The 18,876-nt window shown below is 43.2% G+C and carries 22 protein-coding genes; 17 read left to right on the forward strand and 5 right to left on the reverse strand.

Features of this window, described 5'->3' with window-relative positions; all coding sequences use genetic code 11:
* Nucleotides 1–12 precede the first annotated feature (12 nt).
* The 4 genes from ACLI09_RS11460 to ACLI09_RS11475 all read right to left on the reverse strand — a co-directional run bounded on the left by ACLI09_RS11460 (nucleotide 13) and on the right by ACLI09_RS11475 (nucleotide 3,704).
* Nucleotides 13–933, reverse strand: coding sequence for a helix-hairpin-helix domain-containing protein (locus tag ACLI09_RS11460; protein ID WP_411419761.1), 921 nt, complete (start codon nucleotides 931–933; stop codon nucleotides 13–15).
* 29 nt (nucleotides 934–962) lie between these two features.
* Nucleotides 963–1,190, reverse strand: a complete 228-nt coding sequence (locus ACLI09_RS11465) for a PspC domain-containing protein (protein WP_411419762.1) — start codon at nucleotides 1,188–1,190, stop codon at nucleotides 963–965.
* A 68-nt stretch (nucleotides 1,191–1,258) separates the two neighbouring features.
* The gene (locus tag ACLI09_RS11470) at nucleotides 1,259–2,527 is read right to left on the reverse strand and encodes a DUF2851 family protein (protein WP_411419763.1); all 1,269 of its coding nucleotides are present in this window, start codon (nucleotides 2,525–2,527) and stop codon (nucleotides 1,259–1,261) included.
* A 55-nt stretch (nucleotides 2,528–2,582) separates the two neighbouring features.
* Nucleotides 2,583–3,704, reverse strand: coding sequence for a DUF6438 domain-containing protein (locus ACLI09_RS11475; protein ID WP_411419764.1), 1,122 nt, complete (start codon nucleotides 3,702–3,704; stop codon nucleotides 2,583–2,585).
* A gap of 118 nt (nucleotides 3,705–3,822) precedes the next feature.
* On the opposite strand from ACLI09_RS11475, the gene tgt reads away from it, so the two are divergent.
* The 12 genes from tgt (at nucleotide 3,823) to ACLI09_RS11535 (ending at nucleotide 14,946) form a co-directional block, all read left to right on the forward strand.
* Nucleotides 3,823–4,953, forward strand: coding sequence for a tRNA guanosine(34) transglycosylase Tgt (gene tgt / locus ACLI09_RS11480; RefSeq protein ID WP_411419765.1), 1,131 nt, complete (start codon nucleotides 3,823–3,825; stop codon nucleotides 4,951–4,953).
* 81 nt (nucleotides 4,954–5,034) lie between these two features.
* Nucleotides 5,035–6,108 carry an LptF/LptG family permease gene (locus tag ACLI09_RS11485; RefSeq protein ID WP_411419766.1) on the forward strand — a complete coding sequence of 358 codons (1,074 nt, stop codon included), beginning with the start codon at nucleotides 5,035–5,037 and terminating at the stop codon, nucleotides 6,106–6,108.
* A complete protein-coding gene (locus ACLI09_RS11490; protein WP_411419767.1) occupies nucleotides 6,095–6,979 on the forward strand; it encodes a DMT family transporter in 885 nt (294 codons plus the stop codon). The genes ACLI09_RS11485 and ACLI09_RS11490 overlap by 14 nt, the downstream gene beginning before the upstream one ends.
* Nucleotides 6,980–7,059: 80 nt before the next feature.
* The gene (locus ACLI09_RS11495) at nucleotides 7,060–8,013 is read left to right on the forward strand and encodes an acetyl-CoA carboxylase carboxyltransferase subunit alpha (protein WP_411419768.1); all 954 of its coding nucleotides are present in this window, start codon (nucleotides 7,060–7,062) and stop codon (nucleotides 8,011–8,013) included.
* 162 nt (nucleotides 8,014–8,175) lie between these two features.
* Nucleotides 8,176–9,723 carry a replicative DNA helicase gene (dnaB, locus tag ACLI09_RS11500; protein ID WP_411419769.1) on the forward strand — a complete coding sequence of 516 codons (1,548 nt, stop codon included), beginning with the start codon at nucleotides 8,176–8,178 and terminating at the stop codon, nucleotides 9,721–9,723.
* 253 nt (nucleotides 9,724–9,976) lie between these two features.
* Entirely contained in the window at nucleotides 9,977–10,309 is a 333-nt protein-coding gene (locus tag ACLI09_RS11505; protein WP_411419770.1) for a hypothetical protein, read from the forward strand.
* Nucleotides 10,299–10,580: a type II toxin-antitoxin system RelE/ParE family toxin gene (locus tag ACLI09_RS11510; protein ID WP_411419771.1), complete on the forward strand. Its 282-nt coding sequence runs from the start codon at nucleotides 10,299–10,301 to the stop codon at nucleotides 10,578–10,580. The genes ACLI09_RS11505 and ACLI09_RS11510 overlap by 11 nt, the downstream gene beginning before the upstream one ends.
* The gene (locus ACLI09_RS11515; protein ID WP_411419772.1) at nucleotides 10,580–11,713 is read left to right on the forward strand and encodes a lactonase family protein; all 1,134 of its coding nucleotides are present in this window, start codon (nucleotides 10,580–10,582) and stop codon (nucleotides 11,711–11,713) included. Before ACLI09_RS11510 ends, ACLI09_RS11515 begins: the two co-directional genes overlap by 1 nt.
* A 63-nt stretch (nucleotides 11,714–11,776) precedes the next feature.
* The gene (gene purE, locus ACLI09_RS11520) at nucleotides 11,777–12,259 is read left to right on the forward strand and encodes a 5-(carboxyamino)imidazole ribonucleotide mutase (protein WP_411419773.1); all 483 of its coding nucleotides are present in this window, start codon (nucleotides 11,777–11,779) and stop codon (nucleotides 12,257–12,259) included.
* Nucleotides 12,260–12,364: 105 nt separating this feature from the next.
* Entirely contained in the window at nucleotides 12,365–12,583 is a 219-nt protein-coding gene (locus ACLI09_RS11525) for a hypothetical protein (RefSeq protein WP_411419774.1), read from the forward strand.
* A complete protein-coding gene (locus ACLI09_RS11530; RefSeq protein WP_411419775.1) occupies nucleotides 12,580–12,903 on the forward strand; it encodes a type II toxin-antitoxin system RelE/ParE family toxin in 324 nt (107 codons plus the stop codon). Before ACLI09_RS11525 ends, ACLI09_RS11530 begins: the two co-directional genes overlap by 4 nt.
* Nucleotides 12,904–12,912: 9 nt before the next feature.
* Nucleotides 12,913–14,946 (forward strand): M3 family metallopeptidase, encoded by a 2,034-nt coding sequence (locus ACLI09_RS11535; protein ID WP_411419776.1) that lies wholly within the window; start codon nucleotides 12,913–12,915, stop codon nucleotides 14,944–14,946.
* 86 nt (nucleotides 14,947–15,032) lie between these two features.
* Here ACLI09_RS11535 and ACLI09_RS11540 read toward each other — a convergent pair whose 3' ends face one another.
* Nucleotides 15,033–16,139 (reverse strand): alpha/beta hydrolase, encoded by a 1,107-nt coding sequence (locus tag ACLI09_RS11540; RefSeq protein ID WP_411419777.1) that lies wholly within the window; start codon nucleotides 16,137–16,139, stop codon nucleotides 15,033–15,035.
* Between the two features lie 166 nt (nucleotides 16,140–16,305).
* On the opposite strand from ACLI09_RS11540, the gene ACLI09_RS11545 reads away from it, so the two are divergent.
* From ACLI09_RS11545 to ACLI09_RS11565, 5 genes are read left to right on the forward strand one after another with little or no spacing between them, the layout of a single operon-like run.
* Nucleotides 16,306–16,812: a GbsR/MarR family transcriptional regulator gene (locus ACLI09_RS11545; protein WP_411419778.1), complete on the forward strand. Its 507-nt coding sequence runs from the start codon at nucleotides 16,306–16,308 to the stop codon at nucleotides 16,810–16,812.
* 56 nt (nucleotides 16,813–16,868) lie between these two features.
* A complete protein-coding gene (locus tag ACLI09_RS11550; protein ID WP_411419779.1) occupies nucleotides 16,869–17,216 on the forward strand; it encodes a hypothetical protein in 348 nt (115 codons plus the stop codon).
* A gap of 17 nt (nucleotides 17,217–17,233) precedes the next feature.
* Entirely contained in the window at nucleotides 17,234–17,620 is a 387-nt protein-coding gene (locus ACLI09_RS11555) for a hypothetical protein (RefSeq protein ID WP_411419780.1), read from the forward strand.
* 4 nt (nucleotides 17,621–17,624) lie between these two features.
* The gene (locus ACLI09_RS11560) at nucleotides 17,625–18,044 is read left to right on the forward strand and encodes a hypothetical protein (RefSeq protein WP_411419781.1); all 420 of its coding nucleotides are present in this window, start codon (nucleotides 17,625–17,627) and stop codon (nucleotides 18,042–18,044) included.
* Between the two features lie 6 nt (nucleotides 18,045–18,050).
* Nucleotides 18,051–18,869 (forward strand): hypothetical protein, encoded by an 819-nt coding sequence (locus ACLI09_RS11565; RefSeq protein WP_411419782.1) that lies wholly within the window; start codon nucleotides 18,051–18,053, stop codon nucleotides 18,867–18,869.
* Nucleotides 18,870–18,876 lie beyond the last annotated feature (7 nt).

Consider the following 18,876-nt stretch of genomic DNA (forward strand, 5'->3'; position numbering starts at 1 on the left):
GTGATTATAATTTTAGTATTCCAAATATAAGAAGATAATTTTTGATTTTAACACAAAAATATCGTCTATTTTTGACAATTCATCAAAACCACTAATTTTTCCCTTCATACTGCGCTGTGTAATAATGGCCCTGGCAATATCCTTATTAAAATAAGGGAAATGTGTAAGCTGTTGTAGCGATGCGGTATTTACATTGATGGTGTTAACCGGCGGGTTTTGTCCCACTTTAAACGCTGCCTTAAGTCCGGCAACAGCATCTGGTGAAAATTCCTTAAACTCATCCATCTGGTCCATGCTTACAAAGGCGCCAAGGTCGGCACGGCGGCGCAGCAGCTTTTTAGCGAAGGCTGGCCCTATCCCTCGTACGGATATCAGGTCTTCCTCAAGTGCATCATTAATGTCGAGTTGTTTTATTACAACGGCGGGCCTTTTAGCATCCTGGTTTTTATAATAGGTTTCTTTATCCGGATAACTATCCGCAAACTGTTTTTCATCTTTGGCAGCTTGCTTTTTAGTTACCCAATCCGGGAACTTAAAATACGGCACCATTACGGCAAGCAGGCTGTCTGAAACACCGGTTACCTGTTGAAAATCGGCCGCGGAGTTAACCCACTTATTTTGTTTGCGAAATGCCTTTAGCTTATCTATCTGCGCGACGGTCATACCCAGTGAATACCCTTTATAATCGGTAATATAATTGGGGTTAAACGGATATATTTTATATACCCCTGCGCTGTCTGCCGTTGCTTTTAAGGCATCAAGCTCTGGTTGAAGGGCAATCCATTCTTTTTCTTCCTCAGAAGTAATTTTCTTTTCAGTGCTTGTCCTGCTTATAAAAAACCACGCCGCCTGTACCAAAACAATAAGCCCGCACAAAGCAAGCAGCCCTTTGCGCTGGCCGGAAGTAAGGCGGATTGGTTGGTTTGCGTTCAAAAGTTGGGATATTGAAAGTTTTAAAGCTGTTACAGGTCAAAAACCGAACTGCGCTTGGTATATATCATATCTTTAAGCTTAAGCCAGAACGCCAACGTAAGATAAACTCCAAACCACAGCCCTACTGTAAAAAATGTAATGTAGATAAAAAACAGCCGCACATTTGTAGCACGCATACCTATGCGGTCTGCCAGGCGGCTGGCCACTTCAAAGCCATGTTTTTCAAAAAAATGGCGAAGGTTAGTTATCACAGTCATAAAGTTATAAAGTCGAAAGTTGTAAAGTTGCTTACTCTTACCTGAAATCAAAGATAACAAAAATTCGGTTAGCGTTTTAAAAGTTCGAGCCCTACAGAGCAGTCCATACAGCGCTTGTGGTTACAGTATTCATTTTTAAGCTGCAAGAGCGACTGGCTGTCATAAGCCGACGCGACCGGGATTTTGTAGAAGCGGAACTTATCTACAATATTGTTCTTCTCGGCATCGATTTGCTGTAAGAGTTCGATTAGGGTTTCGGTTTCGTCTTTACCAATGCTTTTGGCATAAGCAAATTTAATTGGCACGATGGTATTAATAATAATCAGGTCAATAAACGATTTAGACAGCGGTTTGCGCTTAGCCGGGCTCTCCTTATCAAAACGGTAGTGCCGCAGCCAATACTCAGAAATATTCACGTTAAAAAGGGTGTAGATGGCCTGGAGGCTGCCGGCTTGCATAATGGCCGAAAACAGGTTTTGGTGGTTGTGGTATAGCGCGGCTAACTGTGCCAGGCGTACCGTGGGGAAATTATCGGGCCGGTGCCTGAAATACTCTGCCGGAGGGGCAATGTAAGGCTGCAATTGGTATTTGTGCGCTATATATTCAAATCGCATTTTAAGGTCGGCAGGGTATGTTTCCTCGAATGTTTCGTCCAACATACCGGCACGGCCACAAAGCAGGGCCTCCAGGTTTTCTATTTCAAAACTTTCTTTGCGTACCACGTTAAACGGTAACGACTTTGCTGTAGAAAAAAATGCTTCGCCATTAGTATTCAGCCCAAAATTCTTTGCCAGGAAACAAAAAAGCACAGCCTCCCAGTCGTTACTTGTTGCTGCAGCCAATTGCAAAATGGGTAATGCCTTGCGCTCCAGCCTTTCGAAAAACAGGCGCTCTTTCCAGTTATCAAAAACAAATAAATTGATTGTTTCAAGTTCCTTTTCACAATTTATCCAGGTTTTGGCTGATGACAACTGCTGGTAATTTGCAAGCAGCATACCGTCTACATACCGCCGTAATTCAAGCACCGGAAGTTCGGTGCCGTCTTTGCGAAGCACCTCGGCATCATGCTCCCATACCACATGCAGCACCACATTATCATAATGGCTGTCGGTTTCATGGCTGTGGTGGTACCAGTCGGAACTTTTTATATGGATTTCTACATTGCCCGCCCAGCGCTGCCCGGCTATAACGAGCTGCGCGTTAAAAAAATCAGGGCCGCTTTGTTGCAGGTATTGCCCGCCGTTTATAAGCTCCAGCACTTCGCCCTGCGTAGTTTTGAGGGCCGAAACGTCAAACTTTTTAAACTTCCATATATAATGCAGAAAATCTTCCTTCATGAATGTTTGGTTGGGAAGACTAAATTACTTAAAAAAATCACAAATATGGTAATGCCTATTCATGTTTCTCAAATCGTTTTTCAAGCCCATTACGTTCAATAAAATTATAGCCAAGGTCTAAGGTCTCGCCGCCGTCTTCAGGTGGGAGTTTGTAGTAGCGCCCATCGGTTACTATAAACTTTTTGTGCCCATATTTACCAAATTGAAAAATAAATTTACCATTAAATACATGCCTTACAGGCTTTGCCTTTTCGAGTTCGGTAACAAGAAAAAATTGTTCTGACATTTCAAGAACACAGCTCTTATTGCTCTTATCAAAACCTACATAGCCTTGTCTCAAATCAGGGTAAGGCAATGCGGCTTCTTTGAGTTCAAGCTGCTGGTATAAAAACCGTGCCTGATTACAGGCGCTCCTTAATTCTGACGGCGACTGAAAACCGTAATCGCTAATCGTTCTATAAATTTTGCCATCCTTTATAAAAGTAACAGTTATGGTTTGGTCATCAGTATGTGTCGCGGCATAATAGGTTTCCAGGCTGTCAATACCTGCTTTCTTAAACTCCCGTTCTAAGGCAAGATAATCTTTGGCAGAAATTGTAGCGGTGAAGTTTCCGTTTTTTAAATTGTTGTAACTGCCCTGGTAGGTAACGGTACCGTTCCTGTCTATCCGCACGTCGGCAATAGGGCAACTGCCGAAACAGGGGGACGCAGAAACAATTATGGCATCATATTTTTCGTTAGGGTTAATTTTATAGTGCTGCCTGGTAAACCTCCGGTACTTTTTCGCTTCCAGCTTGTATATAAGGGTATCGCCATTAAGCGAGTATATCTTTTCAAAGTACCAATTTTTCTCAACCGGGTTAAACACCATAAGCATACTGTCTTTAATTTTATACTTTGTTTTCCTGCCTGAATAATATATGAGTCCGCCAGGTTCATTTTCATTTTTTTTCCAATAACCGCTTTTATCAAGATAGGTAGTATCATCAAGAACAGAGAAATCATACATAACATCAAGAGGCGGCGGTGGCGGTAACAATGAATCGGTGTAGGGTATGCTGTCAAAGTCTTCAATATATTTCCACTCCCCCACTATATCTCGCTTTATCTGTGCTTCACGTTCGTTTTCGCAGGATAACAACAATAAAAGAAAGGGAAGTAGATAAAATGGCTTCATAGTATAGAGGTTTGGTTACATCAAACATAACTAAATAAACCAGCCGTATAGTACATATATCTAAATTCTCAAATCTACAATCTTAAATTGCTATCTTTGCGCCCTGTAAAATAGCGCCATGAAATTTGACCTGATTACCAAAGACCCGCAAACCAAGGCACGCGCGGGCACCATAACTACCGACCACGGTACCATACAAACCCCCATTTTTATGCCCGTAGGTACTGCCGGTACCGTAAAAGGCGTGCACCAGCGCGAGCTTAAAAACGACATAAACCCCGATATTATACTGGGCAACACCTACCACCTGTACCTGCGCCCGCAAACCGCGATACTGGAGCAGGCGGGCGGCCTTCACAAATTTATGAACTGGGACCGCCCTATACTTACCGATAGCGGCGGCTATCAGGTGTATTCGCTTTCGGCAAACCGAAAGATTAAGGAAGAAGGTGTAAAGTTTAAGAGCCATATAGATGGGTCGTACCACTTTTTTAGCCCGGAGAGCGTTATGGAAATTCAGCGAACCATAGGTGCCGATATTATCATGGCGTTTGACGAGTGTACACCGTACCCCTGTGATTACCGCTACGCAAAGCGCAGCATGCACATGACGCACCGCTGGTTGGACAGATGTATTGCGCACCTTGAAAAGCTGCCATTTAAATACGGTTACAGCCAGGCGTTTTTCCCTATAGTGCAGGGCAGTACCTATACCGACCTTCGCAAGGAAAGCGCCGAATATATAGCCAATGCCGGAGCCGTGGGTAATGCCATAGGCGGATTAAGCGTGGGTGAACCTGCCGAAGAAATGTATGCCATGACCGATGTGGTGTGCAGCATACTACCGGAAGACAAGCCCCGTTACCTTATGGGTGTGGGCACACCGATAAATATTTTAGAGAATATCGCACTGGGCGTTGATATGTTTGACTGTGTAATGCCTACCCGCAACGCGCGTAACGGCATGCTGTTTACGGCTAACGGCACCATGAACATGAAGAACAAAAAATGGGAGGATGACTTTTCCCCGCTTGATGAAATGGGCATTACCTTTGTAGATACCCAGTACAGCAAGGCCTATGTGCGCCACCTTTTTGCCGCCAACGAGTTTCTGGGCAAGCAAATAGCCACCATACACAACCTTGGCTTTTATATGTGGCTGGTGCGCGAGGCACGGGAGCACATTATAGCAGGCGATTTTAGGGAGTGGAAAGAAATGATGGTGAAGAATATGAGCCAAAGGCTTTAATTTGTAGTTTTATGACTCCTGGTTATCAGTTGACGGAGCTCCTGGCAACCGGCAACCAATGACTAAACAACAAAATAGTACATGAAAATAATAGACTGGTACATACTTAAGCGCTACCTGGCCACATTTTTTGTAATGCTCCTTATGTTCATCCCTATAGGGATAGTTATAGACGTGTCTGAAAAAGTGGGGCGCATGCTCGAAAACAAGGTGCCATTTAATAAGATTGCCATATATTATGCCGATTTTACGGTATACTTTGCAAACCTGCTATTCCCCATATTCCTGTTTTTAAGCATAATATGGTTTACCAGCAAACTCGCTAATAATACCGAGATTATTGCCATATTAAGTTCAGGTATTTCATTTAACCGCTTTTTAAGGCCGTATATCATTGGCGCAAGCTTTATATCGGTACTGGCGCTTCTTATGGGCTTTTTCTTTTTACCAAGGGCCAGCAAGGGATTCAACGATTTTAGGTACACCTACCTGAGCCGGAAAGAAGCACGGCAAAGCACTGATGTATACAAGCAGATAAGCGACAATGAGTTTATATATGTAAGCAGCTTTAATTATGAGCGTAAAGAAGGCTACAACTTTAACCTTGAAACGTTTCGCGATAGTAAGCTGGTTAGTAAGGTAACAGCAACCAGCATACGCTTTAACGATAAAGACAGCACCTACACCCTTAGCGGCTACAACAGCCGTACCGTTGGCGCTATGGGCGATATACTGGCAAGCGCGCCCACTAAAAACTTTAAGTTCAACTTTAAGCCCGATGACCTTACCCCGGCCGTATATGCCGCCGAAACCATGACCTATGGAGAGCTTACCGACTTTATCGACAGAGAGCGCAAGCGCGGTTCAGGCAACATAAATGCCTATCTTGTTGTACTCTACAAAAAATTTACCATTCCGGTATCAGCCTTTATATTAACAATTATAGCAGTTGCTGTATCGAGCATGAAACGCCGGGGCGGTATGGGGCTTAACCTGGCTATTGGCATTTGCCTTGCCTTTACCTTTGTGTTTTTTGACAAAGTATTTGGCACCCTGGCCGAAAAATCTACATTTTCGCCACTACTGGCTACCTGGATTCCCAATATTGCTTTTGGTATAATGGCCGTTGTCCTGCTGCGCAATGCAAGGCGATAACCTTAAAAACTACCTGCACCTGCACCTCATCGTTTTTGTATGGGGCTTTACCGCCGTGCTGGGCAAGCTCATAACGCTTTCCGCCATGCCGCTGGTATGGTTTCGTATGTGTATCGCGGTAACGGTAATAGGCATTTATGGGATTATAAAAAAAGTGCCCTTTAAAGTTTCGCTAAAAACAGCCATCCGGTTTGTAATCGCGGGGCTGATTATAGCCGTGCACTGGCTAACGTTTTTCCATGCTATTAAAATCAGTAATATATCGGTTACCCTGGCATGCCTCAGCACCGGGGCTTTCTTTGCCTCGCTACTGGAACCACTGCTTTACGGTAGGAAAATAATAGCCTACGAGGTTATCTTCGGCCTGTTTGTAGTGGGTGGGCTATACATCATTTTTCATTTTGAGGGAAATTACCTTTACGGTATACTTACCGCGCTGTTCAGCGCTTTGCTTTCTACCATTTTTGCAATCATTAACGGCAAGTTTGCGAAAGAATACAATGCTACGGTCATATCATTTTATGAGTTGCTTGGCGGTATTTTATTCTTTTCACTCTATCTGCTGTTTACAAAGCAATTTACACCACAATTCTTTACTCTTTCCTGGAACGACTGGAAATGGCTGCTCATACTGGGTTCAGTGTGCACAGGATATGCACAGATTGCCGCTGTTAAAGTAATGAAAACCATTACTCCCTATACCATGATGCTTACCATAAACCTTGAGCCGGTTTATGGGATTATTCTTGCGCTTTTGGTATTTGAGCAATCAGAACGCATGGCCACGTCTTTTTATATAGGCGCAGGCATCATTTTAGTAACCGTGATTATCAATGGGATATTAAAAAACAACCCGGTTAGAGCGAAGTAATTGGCTGCCGGTTTTGATTTTAATAAACAGTTTTATGTATCTTTGCGGCTTCAACATTAATTAAAATATCTGCCTTTACCATGGAATATTTAGATTTTGAGCTTCCTATCAAGGAACTGGAAGAGCAGTTGGATAAATGTACAATCATAGGCCAGGAAAGCGATGTTGACGTATCGAATACCTGTAAGCAGATCGAGAAAAAACTCGAAGAGACTAAAAAGAAAATATATAAAAACCTTACCGCCTGGCAGCGCGTACAGCTATCAAGGCACCCAAGCCGCCCTTATACAATGGATTATGTAAAGGCACTGGGGGGCAACTCATGGCTGGAGCTTTTTGGCGACCGCGGATTTAAGGACGACAAAGCCATGGTGGGAGGCCTCGCCAAAATAGGCAGCCAGAGCTTTATGATTGTTGGCCAGCAAAAAGGCTTTAATACTAAAACAAGGCAGTACCGCAACTTTGGTATGGCTAACCCCGAGGGATACCGCAAGGCGCTGAGGCTAATGAAAATGGCTGAGAAATTTGGCATTCCCGTAATTACCTTAGTAGATACCCCGGGCGCATACCCCGGCCTCGAAGCTGAGGAACGCGGACAGGGAGAAGCCATTGCCCGGAATATTTTTGAGATGTTCCGCCTTAAAACTCCCATAATTACCGTTATAGTAGGAGAAGGCGCTTCAGGGGGTGCCCTGGGGATAGGCGTGGGCGACAGGGTTTTTATGCTTGAGAACACCTGGTATAGTGTTATATCGCCGGAATCATGTTCATCAATACTATGGCGCAGCTGGGAATACAAAGAACAGGCTGCCGAAGCGCTGAAGCTTACCAGCTACGACATGAAAAAACAGGGCCTTATAGATGGCATAATACCTGAACCGTTAGGAGGTGCCCACTACGACAGGGAAACTACTTACAAAAATGTGGAAAAACAGATACTGGAAGCGTATAATGAACTGAAAGACTTATCAACACCCGAACTGGTGGCGCAAAGGATGGACAAATACAGTAAAATGGGCGAATACAAAGGCTAAATGCCTTTTTTAATCCAAAACTGCATACACAGTCCGAAGCCCCGTAGCTTCGGATTTTTTTTGGGTTATCAACAAAAAACACAAAGTTATGAACGGGTTATACACACAGCCGTCTTAACAATTACTTAACCCGAATTTTACATTTTTAAGTACATTCGTAACATGGAAAATATAAGGAACATCAATCCCGTCCGGGTAGATAAATCGACCCTGATAAGCTTAGAAAAAGGCAAGCTGCCCCCGCAGGCGCTCGACCTTGAGGAAGCAGTGCTTGGTGCAATGATGATTGATAAAAAAGGGGTAGACGAAGTTATTGATATATTGCAGCCCGATGCCTTTTATAAAGATGCCCACAAGCATATTTATGAAGCAATTGTGCAGCTTTTTAACGATACCCAGCCTATTGACCTTTTAACCGTATCGGCGCAGCTTAGAAAGAATGCCAAACTGGAAATGGCAGGCGGCGACTTTTACCTGATACAACTTACGCAGAAAATTTCGTCATCGGCACACATCGAGTTTCATTCGCGCATCATACTGCAAAAGTTCATCCAGCGTAGCCTCATCAGGATTTCAAGTGAGATCATTGAGGAATCATACGATGAAACTACTGATGTTTTTGACTTGCTGGACAAAGCCGAAAGCAAGCTGTATGAAGTAACGCAGGGCAACATAAAACGCAGCAGCGAAACAGCGCAGAGCCTTGTAATGCAGGCTAAAAAGCGTATTGAGGAAATTGCAAATCAGGAAGGGCTATCCGGCGTGGCTACCGGTTTTCACGACCTCGATAAGCTTACCAGCGGCTGGCAGCCCAGCGACCTTATCATTATTGCGGCAAGGCCGGGTATGGGTAAAACCGCATTTGTATTATCTATGGCGCGTAACATAGCCATTACCTACGGGCACGGAGTAGCGCTATTCTCACTGGAGATGTCGTCAGTACAGCTTATTACCCGTTTGATATCGAGCGAGACAGGGCTATCGTCGGAAAAATTGCGTACCGGTAAGCTGGAGAAACATGAATGGGAACAACTGAGCATCAAGGTAAAAGATCTTGAAAAAGCGCCACTATATATAGATGATACCCCATCGCTGTCGATATTTGACCTTAGGGCAAAGGCACGGAGGCTGGCCTCGCAATACGGTATCCGGATGATTGTTATTGACTACCTCCAGTTGATGACGGCCGGAGGCAGCGGAAAGAACGGCGGTAACCGTGAACAGGAGATATCAACCATATCCCGAAACCTTAAAGCCCTGGCAAAAGAGCTTAATATACCGGTTATAGCACTATCACAGCTATCGCGTGCGGTAGAAACGCGTGGCAGCAGCAAGCGGCCATTACTATCTGACCTTAGGGAATCTGGTGCGATAGAACAGGATGCGGATATCGTATCATTTATTTACCGCCCTGAGTATTACAAGATTGACGAGTGGGACGATGAAGAGCAATCGCCTACAGCAGGCCAGGCCGAGTTTATTGTTGCCAAACACCGTAACGGCGGGCTTGATAACATACGCCTGAAATTTATAGGCAACCTGGGTAAATTTGACAACCTAGACGATTTTAGCTCCCCGTTTGACGAGCTGCCATCAAGCATGAACAGCAGCAGCGATTTTATTACTAAAAACCTGCCTTCGGCTAACGAGGCCTTTGGCAGTAACATGAACAGCAGCCGGAATGACGATGACGATGATGTACCGTTTTAAGCTAGTGAGCTACTAAGCAGCTGGAAAAAAAATAACAAACTGATTTTTAAAAAGACATATGAGCACGCAAACAAACCACGAAGAGATATTATTAACTGACGCTATACTGGCAATAACCGTAAAAGATGCCGAAATTGTAGTGGATTAACGATTTTAAACGCACTCTTAGGGGTGCGTTTTTTGTTTGAATCCACCACCTAAAATAAACGGTAATAAAATGTATTTTTTGTAAATTTGGTAAAATTAAAGCGTTATGGAAACCATACATTTAAAAGTAAACCCAAAGGTGTACGACCATGTAATGTGGTTACTAAAACAGTTTGACCGCAATGATGTTGAAATTGTATCAGAAGAATTTCTGAAGAATAAGGCAGAGCTGGAGGAAGTGCTACGACTTAGTGACTCAGGCCAATTGACATATTATACGGTTGATGAAGTAGAGAAAATGACATCGGAAAAATTTTTAACTGAAAAAGCAGAACTTGACGAAAATCTGAGAAAAATTGATAGTGGAGAGGCTACTTTTATATCTTTAGAAGAATTTGAAAAGGAAACCGAGGAATTACTCAAGAGATATGAGGGTTAAATTACTTCGGGAATTTAGTACTAAATTAAAGAAACAATTGGTTTATATAGCGGAAGATAAACCTGAAGCCGCGAGAAAATTCAGGGCTGATTTAATTTTAAAATTAGCTGAATTGGTTTCAATGCCCTACAAAAATAGAAAATCTATTCATTATAAAGATGATAATATCCGTGACCTTGTTTTTAAGGGATACGTAATTATCTACCGTATAAAACCGGAACAAAACGAAATTGAAGTATTCGGTTTTATAAAATATACTAAAGAACCATAATGCATTTTAAAACCCGCCTCTTCCTCCTACTCATTACCTTATTTTCACTTACTGCCTTTGCGCAAAAGACCTACGTATTCTTTGGTTCCTATAATTGGAAAAATACTGAAAAAGGTTTGTACGTGTACACGTTAGATACCTTGAGCGGTAAACTTAATAAAGTAAGCACCCTGGGCAATGTGCTCAACCCCTCATACCTTACACTCTCTCCGGGCGGTGGTTTTGTATACAGCGTTACCGATAGTAAAACGCCTAATGCCGGCAGTGTAAGCAGCTATAAATTTGATGCTGAAAAAAGTGCTCTCAGCTTTATAAACAGCCAGCCCAGCCAGGGCGAAAACCCGGTCTATGTTTCCGTACATCCCGGGGGCGAATGGCTGGCCGAGGCTAATTATACCCAGGGTGGTGTAACTATCTATCGAGTTGGTGCCGACGGTACCATAGGTAAACCGGCACAGCACTTTGACTATACCGAAGGCAGTGTAAATCCCAAACGCCAGGAAAAATCGCATGTGCATTCGGCCGTATTTTCGCCGGATGGCAATTTTTTATTTTTACCGGATTTGGGTTCGGATAAGATACGCTGTTATATGTTCAACCAAAACGCGGCAAAGCCATTGCAGGGAGGCCCTGTACCGTTTATACCCACAACCCGCGGTAGCGGCCCACGCCACTTAGCCTTTCACCCAAATGGAAAATGGGCGTATTGCATAGAAGAAATAGCCGGTGCGGTTAGCGTTTATAAATACGCTAACGGAACGCTGCAGCCTTTACAACGCGTGTTTACCCATCCTGAAGATGTAAAGAATGACGACTACGAAGGCTCTGATGTACACGTTTCTCCCGATGGAAAATTCCTTTACGCATCTAATCGTGGTACTCAAAATAATATTGCTATTTATAGCATAGCTACAGATGGCCAGCTTACGTTGCTTGGCTACGAGCCTACCCGTGGTGAGCATCCGCGCACGTTTGCTATAGACCCGTCAGGTAAATTCATTATCGTGGCAAATGTAAATTCAGGCACGGCAACGGTATTAAAGCGTGATACAAAAACCGGCTTGCTAAAATATACCGGGCACAAGGTGTCCATAAAAAACGTTACTACCGTAGAAGCACGGGTTTACAACTAGCAGTTTTTGATATTGACCCCATTTAGCTTAATTTTGCTCCTATAAACACAAAAACAACACAAAATGAAAGTAGGAGTGATTATGGGCAGCATAAGTGACCTGCCGGTTATGCAGGACGCCATAGATATATTAAAAGAGTTTGGTATCGAAACCGAAGTAGATATCGTTTCGGCGCACCGCACGCCGGAGAAGCTTTATGAATACAGCACCACGGCCCATACCCGGGGCGTAAATGTAATTATAGCCGGGGCGGGCGGGGCAGCCCACCTACCTGGTATGGTAGCAAGCATGAGTCCCCTACCCGTTATAGGCGTACCGGTTAAGTCAAGCAACAGTATAGATGGCTGGGATAGTGTATTATCAATACTGCAAATGCCGGGCGGCGTACCAGTCGCTACCGTAGCGCTTAACGGTGCCAAAAATGCCGGTATACTCGCAGCGCAAATACTGGGCAGCCAGGACAAACTGGTGCAGGCTAAGATTATCGCTTACAAACTGGGGCTAAAAGATGCGGTAAACAAGGCATCGGAAAGTATTAAGAAATAAATAATGGAAGCTGCCCACGGGTGGCTTTTTTTATGCAAAATGCCTATATGTCCTGAAAGCAGTACGGAATAGTTTTTGTATATTTGGGTTATAAAGATATTTGGTATGGATATTCAGGCTGAAAAAATAGAACTGGCTAAAATGATACTTGATTTAGAGGATTCTAAATTGATCAAAAAATTACGTAGACTCGTTACTAAAGAGAAAAAAGATTTTTATGATGAATTTACAGAAGAGCAAAAACTGGAAATTCAATATGGTTTAGAACAGCTTGACAGGGGCGAGCGCATTTCGTGGGAAGATCTTAAAAAGAAATTGCCTTGAAATATTCTTTTTATTTCTCTCCACTTGCAGAAAAAAAACTTTTACAACTTTTCAATTACTTAATAGAAGAATGGTCTGTAAAAGTAAAAGATAATTTTAGAAATATCTTAGATGATAAGCTAGAACAAATATCTAATTACCCAGAAAGCTGCATACAATCTAAGCGCTTTTTCAACCTTTATCTCTGTGTGGTTACTAAACAAACCTCTTTTTTATACCGGATTAATAATAACGAAATTGAAGTGATTACGGTTTTTGATAACCGCAGCAGCTTTACATCTATAACTAAAGAGATACGCAAATACTACGGACGTATCTAATCATAAATTATGTACCTACTTACACAAAAATTTACCACAAAACACGATACCGCACCATTTAGCGGGATAAAAACAGAAGACTTTTTACCGGCTTTTAAAGAGGCAATTGAAAAAGCACGGGCTGAAGTCGACACTATTGTAAACAACCCAGAAGCGCCCACGTTTGAAAATACCATCGCGGCCATGAGCTACAGCGGCGATACGCTCGACAGGGTTTCGAGTATCTTCTTTAACCTGCACTCGGCTGAAACGAATGATGAGATACAGCAGATTGCACAGGAGGTATCTCCCCTGTTATCAGAATTTGGCAATGACATCCGCCTGAATGCTAATCTTTTTGCACGTGTAAAAGCCGTATATATCCAAAAAGGCAGCCTGAACCTTACACCGGAGCAAGCCACACTTTTAGACAAACAGTACAAGGGATTTAGCCGCAACGGGGCCAACCTGCCGGAAGATAAAAAGAACAAGCTGCGCGAAATAGACAAGGAACTGAGTAAACTGAGCCTTGAGTTTGGCGAAAATGTACTTAACGAAACCAATGCTTTCCAACTGCACATAACCGATGAGGCAGACCTAGCCGGATTGCCTGAAGGCGCTATCGAAGCCGCTAAAGAAACAGCAGCGGCGCATGACAAAGAGGGTTGGGTATTTACACTTGACCACCCGAGCTACCTGCCGTTTGTAACCTACGCCGACAACCGTGAGCTGCGTAAAAAAATGGCGCTGGCTTTTGGAGCAAAAGGCTTTCAGCAGAATGAATATAACAACGAGCAAAATGTACTAAAGATAGTTAAGCTGCGCCACGAGCGTGCCAACTTATTAGGTTATGCATCGCACGCGAATTTTGTTTTAGAAGAGCGTATGGCCGAAAGCCCGGACAAGGTAAAATCGTTCCTGAACGACTTACTGGCAAAAGCCAAGCCTGCTGCCGAAAAGGAGTTTGCCCAACTTACCTCTTTTGCAAAAGAGTTAGATGGCATTGACCGCCTTGAAAAATGGGATGGCGCTTATTATAGCGAAAAACTAAAGCAAAAGTTATTTAACCTTGATGATGAAAAGCTGAAGCCGTACTTTAAATTAGAGAACGTGCTTAATGGTGCATTTACAATAGCCGGCAAGCTGTACGGACTTACGTTTGAGGAAATAAAAGATATAGATGTGTACCATAAGGATGTTACCACCTATGAGGTCAAGGACGAGAATAACGACCTTGTTGCCATATTTTACGCCGATTTCTTTCCCCGTAAGGGCAAGCGTAACGGCGCCTGGATGACATCCTTCAAAAACCAGTATGTGCTTGACGGCGTTAACGAGCGCCCGCACGTGAGTATAGTATGCAACTTTACCAAGCCTACCGCCAGTAAGCCCAGCCTGCTTACGTTTAACGAGGTTACCACGCTGTTCCATGAGTTTGGGCATGCGCTCCACGGCCTGCTCGCCGACACCATTTACCCGAGCCTTAGCGGCACCAGTGTATACTGGGATTTTGTAGAGTTGCCCAGCCAGGTTATGGAAAACTGGTGCTATGAGCCGGAAGCCCTGGCGCTGTTTGCCCACCACTACCAGACGGGCGAACTTATCCCGATTGAATACATCAAAAAAATAAAAGAGAGCGCCAGTTTCCAGGAAGGGATGGCTACACTGCGCCAACTGAGTTTTGGCCTGCTGGATATGGGCTGGCACAGCGAAGACCCTAACCATATTACCAGCCTTAAAGAGTTTGAATCCCAACTATTCTCTAACACACAATTATACCCTGACGTTAAGGAAAATGCCATGAGCCCGGCGTTTAGCCACATCTTTCAGGGTGGGTATTCATCGGGCTACTATAGCTACAAATGGGCCGAGGTACTTGATGCCGATGCGTTTGAACTGTTTCAGGAAAAAGGTATTTTCGATAAGGAAACCGCCACTAAATTTAAAGAGTTTGTACTGAGCAAAGGCGGTACAGAGCATCCTATGGTGCTTTACAAGCGTTTCCGAGGGCAGGAGCCTAAACCGGAGGCATTGCTTAGGAGGGCGGGGTTATTGGCCCCCTAACCCCCAAAGGGGGAATTCGCGAAAGAGATGATAGACGTGAGATAATAAATAACCCCGGAGTGTGAGCTTCGGGGTTTTGTTTTTTGCTATCGTTGTACTTCGGTAATATTTTCAGCTCCTAAATAAAAATAATTGGGAAATAAATCATGACGTTTCCTATGGGCAATACGTCTTTCGTCAACTCCTTTTAGTACTCTTATAATATCTTCAACCTGGTCTTTACTGTACATATACCCCCAGTGGTCTCCTATTCTTATTTTTAATTTTTCAAAGAACGAATCGCTTTCTGTGTCGCATTTTAAGCCTGTTACATCTATTACAAAAGTTTCTCCTTCCAGCTCCTTGAGATTTGTAGGCCCCGTTTTGCCAAGCCTTTTTGAAAAATTTTTGGTTGTAGTGGATATAGTTAATGCGTCATCACTCTTGTTTACGTAGATGTGTGTGCGCTGCCCAAGCTTTTCAAGTTTTGCAAGCGGTTGATTTTTCTCAAATGAATCCGAAGAAACATCGGCATGCACCAGGATTATTTCGCCTAAAAACGGCACGATATATTTTTCGGCCAGGCTGCCCATGGTCTGTTTTAGCACCTGGTTACCCATTGAATGCGCCATTAAATGTATCTTTTGCCCACAGCTCTCTTCATTATACTTGCGGAACATGGTATGGAAAAAATTGTTAAGTTTTACATATATGCGTGCGAGTGCCTGCCCTGTAACAATAGAATCTTCTTTATCGCTCCAATACGTCAGTGCCATATTATCAGAGGTAGGCCAACTTAAATAGATAAGATGTTGTGTGGGGCAGTCCGGATTATCTATATACAGCTTTTTCAGCAATAAAATGTGCTCCAGTTCGTCGTCAAAAGATGTTGCAAATCCATGAATAAAAAACAGTACATCGGCTCTGTTAGGATCAGTACTCATCGATTTATATAAATCGTAAAACATAGCCTCTGTGCCTCCCAAGCTCGAAACATTTGCAGCACCACTCAGCACCTTTACAACCTTATTATAGTCAGGAGTACCAATATCTTTCAAAATGGTATAGTCGATTTTTTTATTGTCTTCGCTCACATCACATCGTGCAATCCTGAAATTTGCCTGTGCCCTATCCGATCCCGGCTTACTAAATACTTCTTTCTTCGGGTTAGCCGTTTTTTTCACCGGCCTGCTGCTGATAATATATACACTCATTGCAATAAATTTTGATTAATTGATCTTAAGATAAATTTAAGAGGTAATTCTTATAAATAAAATACCCATAAATAGGTATTTTATCTCAACATCAGACCCTTATGGTTAATTAAAATAATTTTCAAATTATTTTGAAAGTTTAAAAACATTTACTTACCTTTGGGGTATGGAATTTAAAGAGGCAAAAAATAAGTTCGTACAAACCTGGGGTGCACTGGGCAGCCAGTGGGGCATTAATAAAACGATGGCCCAGATACACGCCCTACTTATGGTAGCGCCCGAAGCCCTAAGCATGGAAGAGATAATGGAGGAGCTACACATAAGCCGCGGCAATGCCAGCATGAACCTGCGTGCCCTTATGGACTGGGGTATTGTATACAAAGAGCTTAAACCCGGTGAACGACGTGAGTTTTTTGTAGCCGAAAAGGATCTTGACGAACTTGCCGTAAAAGTAGCACAGGAACGCAGCCGCCGCGAAATAAAACCTGCGCTTAAAGTACTTAAAGAAGTTTCCACCGCTGCAATAACCGATAAATCGGCTGATGCTAAGCAGTTTATGTCGCAAACCGCTAAATTGTATGACTTTGTGCTGAAAGCCGACAATATGATTGAGAAAGTTACCGAATATAAAGACAACTGGATAGGCCGCCTGGTGATGAAAATAATGAAGTAAAAAAATTTGGTTTAATATTTCAATTTATTCTGAAAGTTTAATACAATCAATACACAATGAACCTTAACCTCATCGCATACTGCCTGTTCCTTGCCATAACCATTTATATAATTGTGGCAGTGGGGCAAATATGCTACCGCAACGGCAATACTTATGTGCTGTCGCTTGTGCCGGGCCACCAGGAGTTGTGTACCCGTATAAACAGGATACTGCTTACCGGCTATTACCTTGTTAACCTGGGCTACACCGCCACTACCCTAACCCACTGGCAGCCAATAGAAACCCTTACCGGATTTGCAGAGGTGCTGGCTAACCGCACCGGCTTTATCATCCTACTGCTTGCCGTGCTGCATTATATTAACCTGTTCATCATTACCCGATATATTAAAAAAATCATTCACTAACAATAAAATCATTTATTATGGAAACTGCAAAAATCCTTATCGGTTATTTCATTTACCTGCCCATAACCATAACGCTTACGCTGATAGTAAGCCGCACGTTGTTTAAAAATGCTAAAGTTTTTATGTTCGATATTTTTAAGGGCCGCGAAGAAATTGCCAACGCAACCAACAAGCTTTTTGAAACCGGCTTTTACCTGCTCAACCTTGGCTTTGCGCTAATGATACTGCAAATGGATTTATACAGCGACACCTACCAGTCTTTAGTTGAAGCGCTGAGCTACAAAATAGGCGGATTTAGTATTTACCTGGGCGTGATGTTGTTCTTTAACCTGTATTTCTTCTTCCGTGGGAAAAGGAAAGCCAAAGAAAATAATGCCGAGAACATGATTGTTTTTAAAGCGTAATGCCATGGCCACAAATCGCTTCATACCCACATGGCTGCACCGCACGGTAACCATAGCCCACTATGTAAACTGTTTATTTGTCGCGGCTACGTTTATTGGTTATGCAATTGTCGACGGCGGCGGTATAGGCATACAATTCTTTTTAGGATGCTACCAGCTTGGGGTGGCGGCTGTTGCCACATATGCATATTATAAATGGAAAATACCCCGCCCTTATAGGCTTCTTAAACGGTACTGGGCTTTTGTACTGGTATGGATTGTTGCAGCGGCAGCCTTGGGAATAGCTATTAATGCAACGGACTATATCGAAACGTCCTCGCTTATAAAGCCCTATGGTATAGCCATCATTATTATCCTGCCCATGCTTATAGCCAGCTATTTTGTGTATGTAACCTATCGCATTTATAGTGATTTTAAAAAATAGGAAATCATGAAAACCCTTAACAACCAAACCCTGCTGTATGATAAAGACTGTCCGCTGTGCAATGCCTATACGGCCGGGTTTATAAAAGCGGGCATGCTCGATGCCCACGGCCGCAAGCCCTACACCAGCCTTAACGAAACCGACTGCCAGTTTATAGATGCTAACCGTGCGCGTAACGAAATTGCGCTTGTAGATTATAAAAACAAAACCGTAACCTACGGCATCGACAGCCTTTTGAAAGTAGTGGGGCATTCATTCCCATTTATTGAAAAAGTAGGAAAGGTAAAGCCGGTATATTGGTTCCTAAAAAAGTTGTACAGTTTTATCTCTTACAACCGCAAGGTTATTATCCCGAATAAAAAACAAGATACCGCCCTGCAATGCGTGCCCGATTTTAATTTCCGTTACCGCATGGCCTACCTCATTTTTTCGGGATTGCTTACCGCTGTGGTACTCTTTAAATATGCTGAATTAATTCCACATATCCCAAAAAGTAATTTTGCAAGGGAGCTGCTGTTGGCCTTTTGCCAGCTCCCGTTTCAGTGGCTGTTCATCAGGAAAAGAGATAAGCAGGCACAGCTGAATTACTTTGGCAACCTCATGACGGTATCGCTATTCGGAGCATTACTGCTATTGCCCATGCTTATTACTGCAACATTTGCTGAAATACCTGCATTAATAACCACCGGCTGGTTTCTGGTTACTGCTATCATAATGCTGTTAGAACACATCCGCAGGGTAAGGCTGCTTGAGTTACCGGTTATACTTTGCGTAACCTGGGTAGGTTACCGCGTGCTTGCGCTTCTCGTTATACTTTTCGTTTAAAACTTAC

The sequence above is a fragment of the Flavobacterium sp. RHBU_24 genome (assembly GCF_046613695.1).
Taxonomy (GTDB): domain Bacteria; phylum Bacteroidota; class Bacteroidia; order Flavobacteriales; family Flavobacteriaceae; genus Flavobacterium.

Coding starts and splice junctions, on each gene's coding strand:
- ACLI09_RS11465 (WP_411419762.1), bottom strand. CDS start 1,190: ATGACTGTGATAACTAACCTTCGCCATTTTTTTGAAAAACATGGCTTT.
- ACLI09_RS11470 (WP_411419763.1), bottom strand. CDS start 2,527: ATGAAGGAAGATTTTCTGCATTATATATGGAAGTTTAAAAAGTTTGAC.
- ACLI09_RS11475 (WP_411419764.1), bottom strand. CDS start 3,704: ATGAAGCCATTTTATCTACTTCCCTTTCTTTTATTGTTGTTATCCTGC.
- tgt (WP_411419765.1), top strand. CDS start 3,823: ATGAAATTTGACCTGATTACCAAAGACCCGCAAACCAAGGCACGCGCG.
- ACLI09_RS11485 (WP_411419766.1), top strand. CDS start 5,035: ATGAAAATAATAGACTGGTACATACTTAAGCGCTACCTGGCCACATTT.
- ACLI09_RS11490 (WP_411419767.1), top strand. CDS start 6,095: ATGCAAGGCGATAACCTTAAAAACTACCTGCACCTGCACCTCATCGTT.
- ACLI09_RS11495 (WP_411419768.1), top strand. CDS start 7,060: ATGGAATATTTAGATTTTGAGCTTCCTATCAAGGAACTGGAAGAGCAG.
- dnaB (WP_411419769.1), top strand. CDS start 8,176: ATGGAAAATATAAGGAACATCAATCCCGTCCGGGTAGATAAATCGACC.
- ACLI09_RS11505 (WP_411419770.1), top strand. CDS start 9,977: ATGGAAACCATACATTTAAAAGTAAACCCAAAGGTGTACGACCATGTA.
- ACLI09_RS11510 (WP_411419771.1), top strand. CDS start 10,299: ATGAGGGTTAAATTACTTCGGGAATTTAGTACTAAATTAAAGAAACAA.
- ACLI09_RS11515 (WP_411419772.1), top strand. CDS start 10,580: ATGCATTTTAAAACCCGCCTCTTCCTCCTACTCATTACCTTATTTTCA.
- purE (WP_411419773.1), top strand. CDS start 11,777: ATGAAAGTAGGAGTGATTATGGGCAGCATAAGTGACCTGCCGGTTATG.
- ACLI09_RS11525 (WP_411419774.1), top strand. CDS start 12,365: ATGGATATTCAGGCTGAAAAAATAGAACTGGCTAAAATGATACTTGAT.
- ACLI09_RS11535 (WP_411419776.1), top strand. CDS start 12,913: ATGTACCTACTTACACAAAAATTTACCACAAAACACGATACCGCACCA.
- ACLI09_RS11540 (WP_411419777.1), bottom strand. CDS start 16,139: ATGAGTGTATATATTATCAGCAGCAGGCCGGTGAAAAAAACGGCTAAC.
- ACLI09_RS11545 (WP_411419778.1), top strand. CDS start 16,306: ATGGAATTTAAAGAGGCAAAAAATAAGTTCGTACAAACCTGGGGTGCA.
- ACLI09_RS11550 (WP_411419779.1), top strand. CDS start 16,869: ATGAACCTTAACCTCATCGCATACTGCCTGTTCCTTGCCATAACCATT.
- ACLI09_RS11555 (WP_411419780.1), top strand. CDS start 17,234: ATGGAAACTGCAAAAATCCTTATCGGTTATTTCATTTACCTGCCCATA.
- ACLI09_RS11560 (WP_411419781.1), top strand. CDS start 17,625: ATGGCCACAAATCGCTTCATACCCACATGGCTGCACCGCACGGTAACC.
- ACLI09_RS11565 (WP_411419782.1), top strand. CDS start 18,051: ATGAAAACCCTTAACAACCAAACCCTGCTGTATGATAAAGACTGTCCG.